Raw genomic sequence first — 13952 nt, 5'->3', positions numbered from 1 at the left:
CAGCAGCGCCGTGCCCTGCAGCGTGCCGCTGCTGGTGATATCAGCGCTGTTCAGTGTCAGGTTTTTCGCGGCAATCAGGCCGCTGTTGCTCAGTTGCGACGTGTTCAGCGTAGCGCTGTCGCCCGCGACCATGCGCCCGTCCGCCGCGTTATTCACCTGTTGCGCCAGCGTCAGCAGCAGCGTGGTGGCACTCAGGTTGCCCTGGTTAGCCCCCTGTGCCCACCACAGGGCATTATCCCTCTATCACCCTGTGGAGGATCCGATGAAACAACTGCTGGCAATCCTGATACTGTTCGCGTTTAACGGCGTTGCCGCCGCCTCTCCTGCAACGCCGAAAGCGGTGCGCAACGACCGCTACTTGCTGATCAGCACTTCACCGCAACAACCGCCGCTGGAGCAACTCACAACCTTATTTATCCCGCCCGGTTTTCACCCGACGGTAGGGGAGCGCCGCAGTACCTACTGCGCGACAGCGGCTAGTCTTTGTGTCTTGCCGATACACACCGGGCGCAGCTTTATGACTTCCCGTTACCGCTGAGCCAGTACCGTACAGGCCCGCTGCGCCTAAAGGCCGACCTGCAATTGCTGGCGGGCCCGGCGTGGCGGATGACCACCGACGAAAGCCACCGTGAAGTCTGTTTCACCAGCGAGCATTCCCTTCCCCTGACGGTAGCTTACCTGTAAGCGCACCCGTTTTAGTTCCACGCACTTTTTGAGAGTTCCGGTTTTTCAGCCATCAGCCGGTACTCTTCCGGTGTCGGGTTATTCAGGGATTCATGGGGCCGTTCGCTGTTATATTCAGCCAGCCAGCGCTCTGTAATTTCCCATGCTTCATTCAGCGTTCTGAATAAATAAAAATCCAGTATTTCTGTCCGGTACGTCCGGTTAAAACGTTCAATAAAGGCATTCTGCGTTGGTTTCCCGGGTTTGATAAATTCCAGTATCACACCATGCTCTTCAGCCCATTGTGCCAGCGTCAGCGAAACCAGTTTCGGGCCGTTGTCCATCCGCAGTTTCAGCGGATACCCCCGGTTCGCCACGATCCTGTCCCGCACCCTGAACACCCGCTGTGCCGGGATATTCAGAGCGATTTCTATTGCGAGGGCCTCGCGGTTAAAGTCATCCACCACATTGAAGGTCCGGAAGCGTCTGCCGCAGACCAGCGCATCGTGCATAAAATCGATGGACCAGCTCTGGTTCATCGCCTGCGGCGTTGCCAGCGGAGCCGGATTACGTACCGGCAGGCGCTGTTTTCCCTTACGCCGAAAATTCAGTTTCAGCAGGCAGTAAATCCGGTGAACACGTTTATGATTCCAGGTGTTACCCTGCCTGCGCAGCAACTGGAACAACTTCTTAAAACCATATCGCGGGTAGCGCTCTGCCAGCTCAGTCAGCAGCTGGATCACTGGTTCATCGCGCCGGGTATCGGGCTGGTAAACATAGACCGTCCTGCTCAGCGATAATGTCCTGCAGGCCTGGCGGATGCTCATGGCGAATTGTGCCGTCAGATAGCTGACGAGCTCCCGCTTTATCGCTGGTTTTAAAGCTTTTTTTCAATAACGTCTTTCAGTGCACGGCACTCGAGACTCAGGTCCGCAAACATCTGTTTTAATCGCCGGTTCTCATCCTCCAGGTCTTTCATCTTCTTGATATCAGACGCTTCCATACCGCCAAACTTCGCTTTCCAGTTGTAGTACGAAGCCTCAGGGATCCCGGCCTCGCGGCAGACATCCTTGACGGTACGTCCGGCTTCGACGGACTTCAGAACGGCAATGATCTGGTGTTCGGTGAATCGGGCTTTACGCATGGCGATCTCCTCAGAGGACATAGTCAGTATGTCGGAAGATCTCTGAAAGTGAATGGTTCGTTTAAGCGGGATGCTTACAATAAACGCCACAGAGGAAGGCAAATCGATATACAGCCCGCCCAGCCTTCGGCTGGGAAAGGCGCACGGGGGAAGTTGAAGCCTTAACCGTCGAGGGAGGGGCAACCATAAGCGTGCAATTTTTCAAGCCGGGGAGGTTCAGTGATTCATAACCTTTGTCAGCTCGACTTCACCCGTTGCGGCATTAAAGTACAGATAGAAAAGATCCCCATTCAACTGATCAGGTTTTGACCATATTTCCCTTTCCCCTAAGCTACGCTTTTCCTTGGTGTAGCCCAGCTTTTCAAGGTAAGAGCGCAACGGTTCAGTCCCGGTTGCTCCCTTGAAGATAATACTATTTGAAGGCGCATAACCATCGCCGGGGTGTGACTCGAAATTGAAGTCGTCCGTTATACGCGGGGCGTTTTCAATGTCCTTGTCTGTTAGAGTGTGGTAATTGAAGAAATCATTTTCTTTGTAGACAGTTGTTTCATCAGAGCCAGATGCAACGAGCCAGACAAATAACCATACTAGAATAAGCACGGTGACAGCCAACAGCACACACCACTTCACAACTTTTAACAGGGTTGTCATTGCTTAGCCCCCATGAATGAGAGCGATGCACCATCATTTGTAATGACTTTAACCACCCCGGATGTGAAATCGTCCCACGGCCTAAGCCATGCCATAAAATGCGGAAGATTCACCATATACGCCTGATGCCGCACACATGGATCTTCTGGATCAGGAAACAGAATCGGACGGAACCCTCGATTTTTATGGGAACCTATAGCGCCGTAGTAATCCCAGCGGCAGACGGCTGATTCATAACTCACAGGCTTGACACGATAACCATACCGACCCGGAATTATAGCCCGATAGAATCCGAACAGATCAGAAACCAAATCTTCGCCACTAAAGCCACTGTCCGTATACCAAGAGAATGACCGTAAGCTTTGCAGCCCCTCGAATCTGGATGCAGTGTTCATCATCATTGCCAGCATGATTCTGTTAATGTCTTCGGTGCTCCGGCCACACTTAATTTCCCAGCGAGAGAACTTCCCGACACCAAGCCGCGATGCGAACTTAATGATGCCCATATCCTGCCGATACATGACTACATAAGACGGCTTACCGCTACGCTCCCCCTCAACGAATTGACGTCTAAGCTCAGCCACGTCATTACCACGGGCATGCCCCATATCAATCCAGCCGAGTACCTCGGTGTAAACTATTCCCCTGTCGAGTACGTCAAATAATGCCCCGTCCTTTATCTCTCTTCTGGTGCTCACGCTTTCACCTCCATATCAACTCTGACCATCAATGGTATAGCCTATTTTTCAGGCAGTCCAGACGGCAAGCAATAGCATCATATAAGCCCCGTTGGTGGTACAGACAAGCGGAGCCTCTGGCGACTTCATCAGGGTTATGTCAGTTAGTGAGGCTTATCAGGATGACCATGTACCCAAGGGGAGCGAGGCCGAACCGCTGGCAGAGCTTGCATATGGTCTGCAAGTACCGTGACCACCAGAAACCTGTTTATCCCCTGCGGCGTCTCGCGACGGCGACAGAACGGGGGCATCGGGCTAAAATGCGCTTCACTAAAAGTTTTTGGGATTGTTTAGAGACGGTGGCTACGTCATAGCTTTCAAGTTGAGTCAGTACGTGTTTGACGCTTGGAACGACACGCCGCTATGAGTTAACATCCCAATTACCACTATCAACCACAGCGGCTTTTTCAAGGGACATAACAGAGCATTTCTTACAGGCAAAAGAGACAGATTTTATTGTCTAACTAGCTGTATTGTAAGGAATTTAGTGACTTTGTGCGAAGGCCGGACTCAAATATCGAATTAAGCTTCTAATTTATAAGCATTTTTAATTTTAATCATTAACACATGCCCCCTTTTGTGCCCCCAGACGTTTTGATGCCATAGCATTGATAATAAGTAGGAGCATATACCTTTTAAGGGTGGTACTTCCTGCCGGTGAGGTTCCGCTGTCAGGATCCTTACCGGAACAAAAATTAACATTCCATTAATCTCAGAGCCGCCCTTACATAACCCTCTTCAGGTTTGAATCGTGACATGTGGCGTACGCAGACAACCGGGATACTTCTACTACTAATATTGGCCATAAAAGCGAAAGTGGTGTGGTAACCCTTGGGGTGAGAAAATTTGAGAGTAGTTGCATCGCCAAAGTGTTTTAGCAACAGGCTTGCAGCAGAGATGGACTGAAGACTGTTGCTGTATGCAACGATGAGATCTGGTTCGCTCAAATTGGTGGTCACATGCTCAAAAAATGCCATTGATTTTGCTTCGATCTCGTTCATTGTCATATTTCGACAAGCTGCTTCTTTTTTTAGGGTTACTGCATTCTGAGAACACATCATAAATGCATTGGTATAGATAACGTCTTCCCACCTATAACCGAGGCAAACAGGTATTTGTTGTAATCGTTTTGCAAGATGCGTGATCCCCCATTTTCCTTCTATTCCTTGTTGAACCCCGGAGATAAAAGGATGAGCATAATCTTCAAGAATAGATTGGCGATTTGTCATACATGAATCAGCTAACGAGCCATTAAAGCCCATCACAATTAGCCGCTTTCTTGATGGTGTTGCGGCCAGGAGATCAAAGGCGCAGTCATAAGGTCGACCCGGCAAATCAGCCAATCCAAATCGGGAGAGCCCTTCTAGAATGAAATCTCTGGTTTTATCCACTGCTTAAATCTTCCCATGATGTGCATAGCATCATCATATGCAAAAAAAGTTTTTTTGCACCTAACTGTTCACACTGTTCACCTCGATAACTTTCCATTTAATATCATTAAGATAGGATGTTATGAGTTGGTGAACAGTGAACATTCGACTCTTCACCCCTGCGCGCACTTACGTATTGAGGCAAAGGAATGCCGCATACGGATGTGGAGTGAGGGGGGGGGGTAAAAACTTTTTCTTGGTTTTATTGTTCACACTGTTCACCCTCCTCCTTTACCCTTTACTTTCAGTGGCTTGAGTGGTGAACAGAAGGTGAAGGGTGAACAGTGCACTGTTCACCACCTGGGATGTCAGATAAAAAAAGACCGGCGGCTGCCGGTCTGGTGAGGTTATGTCGCTGCGGGCTCGTCGCACTTCGGCAGCCAGTCGCTGTTACTGTCTTCCCGGAGGGTGAGATTGGTCTGCGTCCCGTGTTTTGTGTGCCGCTTTTCGTAGTTTATGCCGTACTCTTTCAGCATCATCGGCAGCCCTGTTCCGAACATTTTCAGGCTCAGCACATGCTTAAACCCGTTTGCCTCCATATACACCAGGTAGGCATGATAGAGATAGCTGCGGGGCTGGCGCGGCACGATGTTGGCATTACCCATGAACATCCCGTTAGTCTGCGGCAGCGCCTCCAGATAACCGCAGAAATCAAACGCCGGGTCAGCATCGCGTTTGATGCTAAGTGCCTCGTCAGAGTTCTGCTGTGACTGGAGCAGCGTGCGGGCGGTCATTGGGTCGCTGAAGCGCTGCATAAGCTGGCGCACAATTACCGCCAGCTCGCGGGCAATTTTGTCTTTCAGGTGCGGATCGCGCTCCGCCGGGGCTATCTGCTCCGGGAAGTGGATAATCACCCGGCGACGGGACACGCCCCCGCTGCGGTCGGTGAAGCGCATCGGATTATTGTTCACGGCCAGAATCACCGCCGGAATGTGCGTGGAATACGCATCGCGGTATTTCGGGTCAACCGACACGGCATCGCCCCCGGTGATGGCCTTGAGCCCGGCACCGTCCCCGCTCCATTTTTCCTGGTCAGGCAGGCGGATGAGTGAGAAGCCTATCAGTGCCGCACGTTCACGAGGTGATTCCAGCGTCTCGATGGTCGCCGAGGTGGCATTGTCTTCGCCTGCGAGCATGGTCGCAATCTCGGCCAGAATGCTTTTCCCGCTTCCTCCTGGCCCCGTCACTTCGAGGAAGAGCTGCCAGTCATAGCGGTTTGCCAGCACCATAAACAGCGCGGCCAGTATCACATCGCGTTTGTCGGCACTGCCACCGGCGGCGCGGTCGAGCCACTGCCAGAAGTTTGGCGCGTGGGTCTCCAGCGTTTCGCCCGCCACCGGCGGGGTGAAATCCACGTCGCACAGGGTACGCAGCCAGTGCGATTTGCGGTGCGGGCTGAACGTGCCGGTTTTTGTGTCCAGCACGCCGTTACGGAAGCCAATCAGATGACGCGCCGGTGCCTCCTGTTGCGGGATAATCAGTTTCAGGGTCTCCACCACCGACGCAATGCGTCCCGAGGAGAACGGGGCGCGCAGGCGCTGGAACAGCCCGGCCACGTCGCGGGCAAAGTCTGAGGATGGTATGACCTTCCAGATACCGTTCTCATACCGGGACAGGAGCTGGCCGTTCGCATCCACCGCCAGCGCCTCGCCGTAGTGCTCATGCACGCGCATGGCCTTCTCACTAGTGCTCATGGCGGTAAATTCCGCCTCGCTCATGGTGTCGAACGGGCTCTGCACCGTCGGGCGGATGGCGTCGTAAACTGCCCGGCGCGTGGCGTCCTCCCCGTTCAGGGTAAACGCATCATTCCAGTCACCAAACACCGGCGGCAGCGCAACCACGCCCCCGCAGGCATCTGCGGCCACTGCCGCTTTTGTCTGACCGTCACCGCTCAGGTCGCGGTCAGCGGCGAGGATAATCTGACAGGCCGGGTGCTGACGGCGGGCAAGGCTCGCCAGGGAAAGGAGGTTCACGGACGAGAGCGCCACCATCACGGTCTCGCCGGTCAGGTGGTGCACGGTGAGCGCGGTTGCATACCCCTCCGCTATCCACAGGCGTTTTCCCGCCTGTTTCTGGCCTTCGATGATATGGCATGCACCTTTCACCGCCCCGCCTTTCAGGGTGCGTTTCTCCCCATCAGCGTTAATGAGCTGGACGTTAACCAGCGCCCCGGTGTCGTCATGCAGCGGGACAACCACATCCCCGGCGCGGTAGCTCACGCCCCCGGTTTTGTGCGTGGTAGCGAGGGTCAGGCACTCGCGGTCAGCCAGCCCCTTGCGGGTCAGGTAGGCGTTGCCGGTGGCCGGGCGGGCTGATGCCACGAGCTCCGCCGCCAGTGCGGCCGCAGCTTTTCGCGCGGCGTCCGTTCCGGTATCTGCGGGCGTGGTGGCTGCCGGGGCAACCGGCGGCAGGGTGCCGGTCACGGCATTCACCTTCCCGGCGGCCTCGGACGGGGTCACACCGAACACCTTTTCAACCAGTTTCAGCCCGTCACCCGCGCCGCACTGGTTACAGAACCACGTTCCGCGCCCCTCTTTATCGTCAAAGCGGAAGCGGTCAGAGCCGCCACAGACGGGGCAGGCCTGATGCCGGTTTCTGATGACCGGGACGCCCAGCGCCGGGAGAATGCGCGGCCAGTGGCCGCACGCTATGTTAACGGTGTCCGTTACGTTCATTTTCATTGGTGTTTTCCTCAGTGCAGGACAGGCACGCTGATATGGCGGGCGCAGAGTTCATCCATCACGGCCAGACCGAGAAAGGACAGCGACGGGGCGGCTTTCAGGGGACCGGCATCCATTAAATCTTCCAGCAGGGCACAGGCAATCAGGCGGCCTTTCTCCTCGCCGTGCTGGCGCAGGTAGAAGCCCTCCAGCTCGGCGGCAATGGCCGACTCCAGCGCATCGAGGGTGAGGTGCGGGTAACGGTGCTGACGATGGCACACGGTCAGCCAGGCACAGGCCACGGCGCGGCGGTAAAGCGCGGCGCGCAGGACAGGTGTTAACGGGGTTTTCATGCGCTGACCTCCTCGGTGAGCCAGCGCTGCATGCAGCGCTCCACCACGCCGTCGAGCTGGGCGGTCATAAGGTAAATCACGGAGGAGAGCTGCGCCTGGTGTGTCGTTTCCCGGCTGACAGTCACGCTGTCATTTAACAGCGTCATGGCATTCACGAACTGGCCGACGTTACGCAGGTGCTCAAGGCACGCAAGCTCATCACGGGTGAGCGTCAGGGTCAGGTCTTTCACGCGCACACCTCCGCCACCGGCAGACGCCCGGCAAAGGCGAGAATGTAGTCCCGGACAAGGGAACGGCGTGCAGCGCGCTCGTCACCGGCAACGGTACGGAGCATACAGATACGGGGTGTGCGGTCTGCGCGGCGAACGGCTGCGAAGACATAGACAAACTGCGGGTGTGACAGGGTGAGGTGGGTAGCCATGGTGGCAGCCTCCAATGTTTGCGTTTTAACGCTACCACCGGAAACGCCAATTTCACTGGTGGTAGCCCAGACGGGGTTGGCGTAACCGGCAACATTGGAAACCGGCGCTTCATAAGAAGCCCCCGCCTGAGCCACCATTACTCTATAGATCCAAAGGTGGAAGAACCTTCGAACCAAAAATGGATGCACTAAGGCATAGACACAAAAAAAGACGCGTGACGCGTCTGGTGTCACCAATGTTGTATACGGGACGCCAATCCCGGCAGCCGATTTTGCGGCAGCGGGAAAACTATACTTGGAAACGGCCAGAAGAAGCAAGCCAGGAAAAGGCGGTTTTTGCAGGGCGGACATCATCATGCGTCACAGCCCCGATTACGGTCGGCGATACGGGCAGCCATCCAGGCGGTGATTTCGCTGTGCAGCCAGGCGACATTTTTGCCCCCGAGGGAGACCTGCTGCGGAAAGGCATTCCGGCTGATGAGATCGTAAACGGTGGAGCGCGACAGGCCGCAGAGATGCATCACTTCGGGCAGGCGCAGAAAGCGCTCCTGGGCGGGCTCAGTCACCGGCATTAACGGGGCGGCAGGGGCAGAAATCGGGGAAGAAAAAGCGGTGTGCATCGGGCTACCTCATAAAGTCCGTGTGGTGCCGGTCGTATCTTTCCGGCGTCAGGTAGCGCTCTATTTTGTGAATATTTTCAGCCGGAGCAACAGGTTATTTTGCTGGCATTCTTCGCTTAACAATTTGTTAACATGCAAATGGCAAACAGTGGCAAACGCTGACAATCTCTGGCATTTCCTGATAACAGTCTGGCACATTGCTAATCATTTATGGTTATAAATAACCTTTCTATTATCGTAATAAAGTATAGATGCCGTAAGTGTCTCCAAAAACAGCTGGTGAACAGTGGTGAACAGTGGGTGAACAGTCAGACCTTCAACTATTCACCCGTTAACTTACTGTATTACTTACTTTTTATATTCTTGGTGAACAGTGTGAAGAATTAAATACAGAAAAACAAACAGGGAGAGGGGTTTTACTGCGACCTCTTTCTGGCGAGCCGGTTTTTTCAGCGGCTTTCTGTGCCATCCCGGCCACAACTGCAACCGGTCGTTTCGTTGTGCAGGGCGCGGCAGAATGCGCTTACATTGACAACACAGAGAGCCCCGCCATGAAAACTGAACTTATGACCTCCATCATGAAAACCATCGGCAGCACGCAGACCGGTGCCTCCCGCGCCGTTATCGAGGGTGCTATTAATACTGTGCATAAAAAAGCCAGCGAGGATAACGCCGCCGCTGTCAGCCGTGCCCTGAAGGTCTTTGCAGAAGCAAAAGCCGCCCACACCGGCAGCATGATGAAACTGAACGATATCGGCGCAGCCATCACCCGCAGCGAAAAGGAACGGCAGAACGCGCTTGAGGAAAGCGCCGCAGCAGAGAAGAGCTGGCGCGAGCGTTTCCGTAGTCTCGGCGGTACCATGACGCCGGAGCTCAAAGCCGGACACAGCAGACACATCGCCGGTCGTGAGCTGGCGGAGGAGTTCACCGGCCTGATTGCTGAACTGGAGACGGACAAATCCCGCGCCATGCTGGAAGCCTGCACGACAGGTAAAACGTATGTCACTGAGCATGCAAAGGCGTTTACCGTCTGCGCCCAGTCTGAGTGGGCAGAGGCCATGCGGGACATCAGCCCGGCACTGGTGCGGGCGTTCTGTCTGCGCCTGCGTGCGCTGGAGCTGAACGGTGTGGCCCGCCCGGCGGACATTCTGGCTGAGGAGCTGCGCCTGCATGTTGCGGTGCAGGCAGAATTTTATAACTTTGACATGGACAATGAGCCGGTTTTCTCACAGCTCGGCATGCACCGCCCGCCGATGACCGGCCTGGACATGGCGCTGTATAAAAGCCTGCTGAAGCGTACGCAGCTTGCCACGCAACTGGCCGAAAAGAAAAAGCAGGCGGAGGGCTGAGCCATGTTTCACTGCCCGTTCTGTCACCAGCCTGCGCATGCCCGTACCAGTCGTTATTTGACGGAAAACCTCAAGCTGCGCTATCACCAGTGCACCAGTATTGAATGTTCGGCCACGTTCCGCACCTCCGAGACGCTCGACGGGGTGATACGTCAGCCGGCCATACCGGAAAACGCCATGACTGTATTAAACGCGGGAGAGACACCATGACCGAAAATACCCTGACGCAGGCCGCTAATGCCTGCCTGCAACACCATGCCGTGTGGCTCAGCCGCAGGGAAACGCCCTGCGCCACGGAACAAACCCGACAGGCCGCGAGGGAATATATCCGTGCACATGAGACCGTTCAGACGCTTAGCATCCGTCACTGGCTCAGTGATTTCATGCATCAGCACGGCGCGGAGCTGACCGCTATCCTGGCCCCCGAGCTGATACACATCCGCAGCCTCCCGGCGTACCTGCAACACCGGGCACTAGACCGGGCAACACATCACCTGTGCGACGCCCTCGCATCATGGCTGGCCGCTGGTAACGAAATCAATCATGCGCAGGGCTGCGCGGTATTAAATGCCGTCGGCGTGAGGCCGGATGCGGCCTCACGTACGGACAGCCAGCAAAAATAAATCCCCGAAAAATGCGCGCCGGTAGCCTCCTGCCGGGCGCACCTTCCCGCCCCTGAAAAATCCCCCAAAAAAACCGTTAATTATTTAATAAAATACCCTGCATGCATACGCTGCATTTAACTGCATTTATTTCTGCACCGGCCACATGCCCGCCCGCGCCAATCCCGGCGCGGCCAGAGCCCGGCCATGCACCTGCATTTAAACCGCCCCGTGAAGCGGGCAGGCGTGGCGGGGAGAGCATTGCGCGCCAAGTGCCAAACATTGTTTTTTTCTGACAAATTTTACTGGCATGTATCAACCCTCATATTTAATATGGCTACATAATGCACACTTTGTACTTAGCAGGTGCAACTGAGGCCAAGGACATGCTACAGCGAAAAGAAAACATTGAGAAAATAAGCACTAAATTAGCAATTTTGGCGTATAAAATTGAGTTAAATACCTGCCTAAATCTAACAGACTTAAATATACATGCTGAGTATTTTTTTTGTGAACTTCTAAATATCATATATGATGTATCACTTATAAATTTAAATACTATTGATGCCAATGCTAAATCGATAGACCTTATCGATGTAAAAAATAGACTTGCCATCCAAGTCACATCCACTTCTGATTTTTCTAAAATCAAAAAAACAGTGGATGGATTTATAGAGACAGACAATATAAAAAACATCGACAGATTAATGGTTTTAATCTTAACTAAAAAGAAAAGATATCAAACCCAAACTTACGGAGATAAATTTGTAATATCTATTTCAAAAGATGTTTTAGATTATACTGACTTGATTAAAGTCATAATGAGTTTGTCTCCTTCTAAAATACAACAGATTTGTGACTACTTATCATCTCAAATTTTTGACACACCCTCACAAAAAGCGCCAAAAGAAGTCACAACAATTCTGGAAATGATTAAAATTCTGAGTGCTGACGACCATCCTCTAAACGGAAATGGTTTTGTAGAAGAACCAGATCCTCATGGTAAAATAAATAAAAGATTTTCAGAGTATGCGGAATACCTCATGGATATTTATATGTCTTTGATTAGCACATATGCAGGTATTTTAAACGAAATCAGTAATTCAAATGACTCTGGAACAATAAACACCAACAAGCTTTCGGCATATCTAAAGCGCGCTAGCAACTCGGCATTAGATGAATGTAATGGTGATCCTGTAAGAGCTTTAGACAAAATGATAGAGTATTACGCCTCTCGCCTAAGTTCTAATGGGATTGACTATGACGACGCTGCAATACAATATTATTTAATAGACAATATGATTAGGTGTAATGTTTTCCCAAATAAGGTTAAAACTCCATGCTAAAACTTTTCTCAAAAGACGAGCGCATAGAGAAATCAGCCCCGATAGTAGGCTCATACATATTAAAGTTGCTTGAAGGTAAAGATTGCATAAGCATCTTTGAGCTAGCAAGAAACTTAAGAAAAAATAGATTAATCGGAGTGCGTTCTATATACTACGGAATGATTTTTTTATACGCGCTAGATTTCATTGATTTTAACGAACCTTATGTGGTTTTAAAAAATGATAAGAATAAATAAACTTTACAGTGAACCTTCTTCTTTTGAGCCCATCGTGTTCAAGAAAGGTATCAATCTAATATTAGGTGAAAAGGACGACTCATCAAATAAAACCAATGGCGTCGGAAAATCCCTTCTTATAGAGTTTATTAACTTTGGTCTAATGAAGGATTATAAACGTAGTCGTCTGTCAAAAATCCCAAGCACGGATTTCCCAACAGAAATACGCGTATGTTTAGATTTTTTTATTAATGAAAACCATATTATAACAAAAAGAAGTATTGCAGCAGAAAACACTCCTACATTATTTATTAATGGGGTTAGGAAGGATTTTACATCTACTGAAGATGTAAATCACTTTCTAACCATATTAATGTTTGAAGATATGAATTCAAAATCCCATCCGACCTTTCGAAATATTCTTGGTCCATTAATTCGAGATGAGCGCTCGGAGTTCAAATCTATCATTGACTGTTATGATACTAAAGAACGCATTCCTCCAGATTACACCCCACATCTTTTCCTTTTTGGAATAAATATTGAGCTTTATAAAAAAATCAAAGAAATAAACAAATCAATTTCAGAACTGAGCATTGCCAAAAGAAAACTCAAGGCTGATATAGAAACTATATCCGGCAAGAAAATATCAAACGCAAGATCAGAGGTTAATGATCTAGATTATCAAGTTAAAATTATCAAGCAAGAGATGGATTTGCTAGAGGGGGATAAAACTTTTGATTTCGTTCGCGATGAAATCGCTAGCTATGAAGATAGTCTGGATAGTTTGAGAAATAAAAAAGCCATATTAAAATCAGAGTTAAATAAAATACAGGCTCTGATTGGTGATAATTACATAGATGAAAATGAAGTTATTGAATTATATAACAAACTTAAAGCCGGATTGGGCGATAACATAGGTAAAGAGCTTAGCGATGTTTTAGGATTCAAAAAGAAAATTGACAATTTCCAAAGGGTACTCATTGACTCACGAAAAGATTCGATTCTATTCGATATAGAAAAAATAGAAACATCCATAAATGATATATCTTTAAAGCTAAACTCAAAAACAGCCATCATAAAACAAAATGGCCATTTGCGAAATATTAAGTCGCTATTCCTAGCTTATGAGAAAAAACTTGAAGAACTCTCGCAATTATCTTCATTCATAAAAAAATTCGATGACTACGAGTTTAAAACGAAAGCTAAAAAGGCTGAAAAAGCAGCCAAGATAGTTGACTTAGAAATAGACATATCAAACCAAAGCGCGACTATTTCAGAGTTCAAAGACACGCTATCCTCTATACATGATTATGTTATGGAAAATAGGAAGTGCTCATTTAGTATATCTGCAAATGATAAAAACAACGTCGTTGATTTTGACTTAAGAATCTTTGATGATGGCAGTCACAGCAATGAAAGAGAGAAAGTATTCATATACGACATGTCATTATTACTCACACATGACACATTTATTAAACATCCGAAACTGCTTATTCATGATAACATTTTTGATGTCGACACAGATACATTAATAAAGAGCTTGAACTATATATCATCCAAATCAAGCTGTTTAGAAGATACTCAGTACATTTTGACATTAAATATAGACAAGCTAAAAGAAATTGAAAAAGATGAACTAAAATTAGATATTGAAGAATATAGGCGCGTGACCCTTACGAAATCGCATAGATTTTTAGGTCGACAGTATCAAGAAAAGTAGTCGTATAGATTTGGAAGGGGGGACTCCCCCCCCCCTAAATT

General features: G+C 50.3%; 16 protein-coding genes. 7 read left to right on the top strand and 9 right to left on the bottom strand.

All coding sequences use genetic code 11. The annotated features are described in order from the left end of the window. Nucleotides 1-262 precede the first annotated feature (262 nt). A complete protein-coding gene (locus O3S68_RS21570; protein ID WP_269232435.1) occupies nt 263-538 on the top strand; it encodes a hypothetical protein in 276 nt (91 codons plus the stop codon). A 157-nt stretch (nt 539-695) separates the two neighbouring features. Here O3S68_RS21570 and O3S68_RS21565 read toward each other — a convergent pair. From O3S68_RS21565 to O3S68_RS21525, 9 genes are all read right to left on the bottom strand, one after another. Continuing rightward, nucleotides 696-1807 (bottom strand): IS3 family transposase gene (locus O3S68_RS21565; RefSeq protein WP_442913186.1). Its coding sequence is split into 2 segments (ribosomal slippage): nt 696-1546 and nt 1546-1807, totalling 1113 coding nucleotides; the frame shifts between segments, so codons are not numbered across the junction. Between the two features lie 216 nt (nt 1808-2023). Next, on the bottom strand, nt 2024-2458 hold the full coding sequence (locus O3S68_RS21560; protein ID WP_269232433.1) for a hypothetical protein: 435 nt from the start codon (nt 2456-2458) through the stop codon (nt 2024-2026). Then, complete coding sequence (locus tag O3S68_RS21555; protein ID WP_269232432.1) at nt 2455-3156, bottom strand: hypothetical protein; 702 nt, start codon at nt 3154-3156, stop codon at nt 2455-2457. The genes O3S68_RS21560 and O3S68_RS21555 overlap by 4 nt, the downstream gene beginning before the upstream one ends. A gap of 734 nt (nt 3157-3890) precedes the next feature. Next, a complete protein-coding gene (locus O3S68_RS21550; RefSeq protein WP_269232431.1) occupies nt 3891-4586 on the bottom strand; it encodes a hypothetical protein in 696 nt (231 codons plus the stop codon). A gap of 386 nt (nt 4587-4972) precedes the next feature. Beyond that, nucleotides 4973-7306, bottom strand: coding sequence for a primase-helicase zinc-binding domain-containing protein (locus O3S68_RS21545; RefSeq protein WP_269232430.1), 2334 nt, complete (start codon nt 7304-7306; stop codon nt 4973-4975). An 11-nt stretch (nt 7307-7317) separates the two neighbouring features. Next, nucleotides 7318-7638: a DUF5375 domain-containing protein gene (locus tag O3S68_RS21540; protein WP_076736647.1), complete on the bottom strand. Its 321-nt coding sequence runs from the start codon at nt 7636-7638 to the stop codon at nt 7318-7320. Then, nucleotides 7635-7868: a hypothetical protein gene (locus O3S68_RS21535; protein WP_134318940.1), complete on the bottom strand. Its 234-nt coding sequence runs from the start codon at nt 7866-7868 to the stop codon at nt 7635-7637. The genes O3S68_RS21540 and O3S68_RS21535 overlap by 4 nt, the downstream gene beginning before the upstream one ends. Next, nucleotides 7865-8416 (bottom strand): host cell division inhibitor Icd-like protein, encoded by a 552-nt coding sequence (locus O3S68_RS21530; protein ID WP_269232429.1) that lies wholly within the window; start codon nt 8414-8416, stop codon nt 7865-7867. The genes O3S68_RS21535 and O3S68_RS21530 overlap by 4 nt, the downstream gene beginning before the upstream one ends. Beyond that, nucleotides 8413-8679, bottom strand: a complete 267-nt coding sequence (locus O3S68_RS21525) for a helix-turn-helix transcriptional regulator (protein ID WP_134318942.1) — start codon at nt 8677-8679, stop codon at nt 8413-8415. The genes O3S68_RS21530 and O3S68_RS21525 overlap by 4 nt, the downstream gene beginning before the upstream one ends. A 551-nt stretch (nt 8680-9230) precedes the next feature. Here O3S68_RS21525 and O3S68_RS21520 point away from each other — a divergent pair. From O3S68_RS21520 to O3S68_RS21500, 6 genes are all read left to right on the top strand, one after another. Then, the gene (locus O3S68_RS21520) at nt 9231-10028 is read left to right on the top strand and encodes a capsid protein (RefSeq protein ID WP_269232428.1); all 798 of its coding nucleotides are present in this window, start codon (nt 9231-9233) and stop codon (nt 10026-10028) included. 3 nt (nt 10029-10031) lie between these two features. Beyond that, a complete protein-coding gene (locus O3S68_RS21515) occupies nt 10032-10238 on the top strand; it encodes an ogr/Delta-like zinc finger family protein (RefSeq protein WP_269232427.1) in 207 nt (68 codons plus the stop codon). Further along, the gene (locus O3S68_RS21510) at nt 10235-10651 is read left to right on the top strand and encodes a phage polarity suppression protein (RefSeq protein ID WP_269232426.1); all 417 of its coding nucleotides are present in this window, start codon (nt 10235-10237) and stop codon (nt 10649-10651) included. Before O3S68_RS21515 ends, O3S68_RS21510 begins: the two co-directional genes overlap by 4 nt. 323 nt (nt 10652-10974) lie before the next feature. Then, nucleotides 10975-11976, top strand: coding sequence for an SMEK domain-containing protein (locus O3S68_RS21505; RefSeq protein WP_269232425.1), 1002 nt, complete (start codon nt 10975-10977; stop codon nt 11974-11976). Continuing rightward, a complete protein-coding gene (locus O3S68_RS24230; protein WP_331275956.1) occupies nt 11970-12212 on the top strand; it encodes an ABC-three component system middle component 6 in 243 nt (80 codons plus the stop codon). Before O3S68_RS21505 ends, O3S68_RS24230 begins: the two co-directional genes overlap by 7 nt. A gap of 34 nt (nt 12213-12246) precedes the next feature. Then, nucleotides 12247-13911 (top strand): DUF2326 domain-containing protein, encoded by a 1665-nt coding sequence (locus O3S68_RS21500; protein ID WP_331275955.1) that lies wholly within the window; start codon nt 12247-12249, stop codon nt 13909-13911. The last annotated feature ends 41 nt before the right edge of the window (nt 13912-13952 follow it).

This window comes from Kosakonia sp. SOY2, assembly GCF_027109175.1.
Taxonomy (GTDB): domain Bacteria; phylum Pseudomonadota; class Gammaproteobacteria; order Enterobacterales; family Enterobacteriaceae; genus Kosakonia.
The sequence above is the reverse complement of the archived record's forward strand: the minus strand, read 5'-3'. Positions and strand labels throughout refer to the sequence as shown.

Coding starts and splice junctions, on each gene's coding strand:
- O3S68_RS24230 (WP_331275956.1), top strand. CDS start 11,970: ATGCTAAAACTTTTCTCAAAAGACGAGCGCATAGAGAAATCAGCCCCG.
- O3S68_RS21510 (WP_269232426.1), top strand. CDS start 10,235: ATGACCGAAAATACCCTGACGCAGGCCGCTAATGCCTGCCTGCAACAC.
- O3S68_RS21515 (WP_269232427.1), top strand. CDS start 10,032: ATGTTTCACTGCCCGTTCTGTCACCAGCCTGCGCATGCCCGTACCAGT.
- O3S68_RS21545 (WP_269232430.1), bottom strand. CDS start 7,306: ATGAAAATGAACGTAACGGACACCGTTAACATAGCGTGCGGCCACTGG.
- O3S68_RS21570 (WP_269232435.1), top strand. CDS start 263: ATGAAACAACTGCTGGCAATCCTGATACTGTTCGCGTTTAACGGCGTT.
- O3S68_RS21560 (WP_269232433.1), bottom strand. CDS start 2,458: ATGACAACCCTGTTAAAAGTTGTGAAGTGGTGTGTGCTGTTGGCTGTC.
- O3S68_RS21525 (WP_134318942.1), bottom strand. CDS start 8,679: ATGCACACCGCTTTTTCTTCCCCGATTTCTGCCCCTGCCGCCCCGTTA.
- O3S68_RS21530 (WP_269232429.1), bottom strand. CDS start 8,416: ATGATGATGTCCGCCCTGCAAAAACCGCCTTTTCCTGGCTTGCTTCTT.
- O3S68_RS21540 (WP_076736647.1), bottom strand. CDS start 7,638: ATGAAAACCCCGTTAACACCTGTCCTGCGCGCCGCGCTTTACCGCCGC.
- O3S68_RS21505 (WP_269232425.1), top strand. CDS start 10,975: ATGCACACTTTGTACTTAGCAGGTGCAACTGAGGCCAAGGACATGCTA.
- O3S68_RS21520 (WP_269232428.1), top strand. CDS start 9,231: ATGAAAACTGAACTTATGACCTCCATCATGAAAACCATCGGCAGCACG.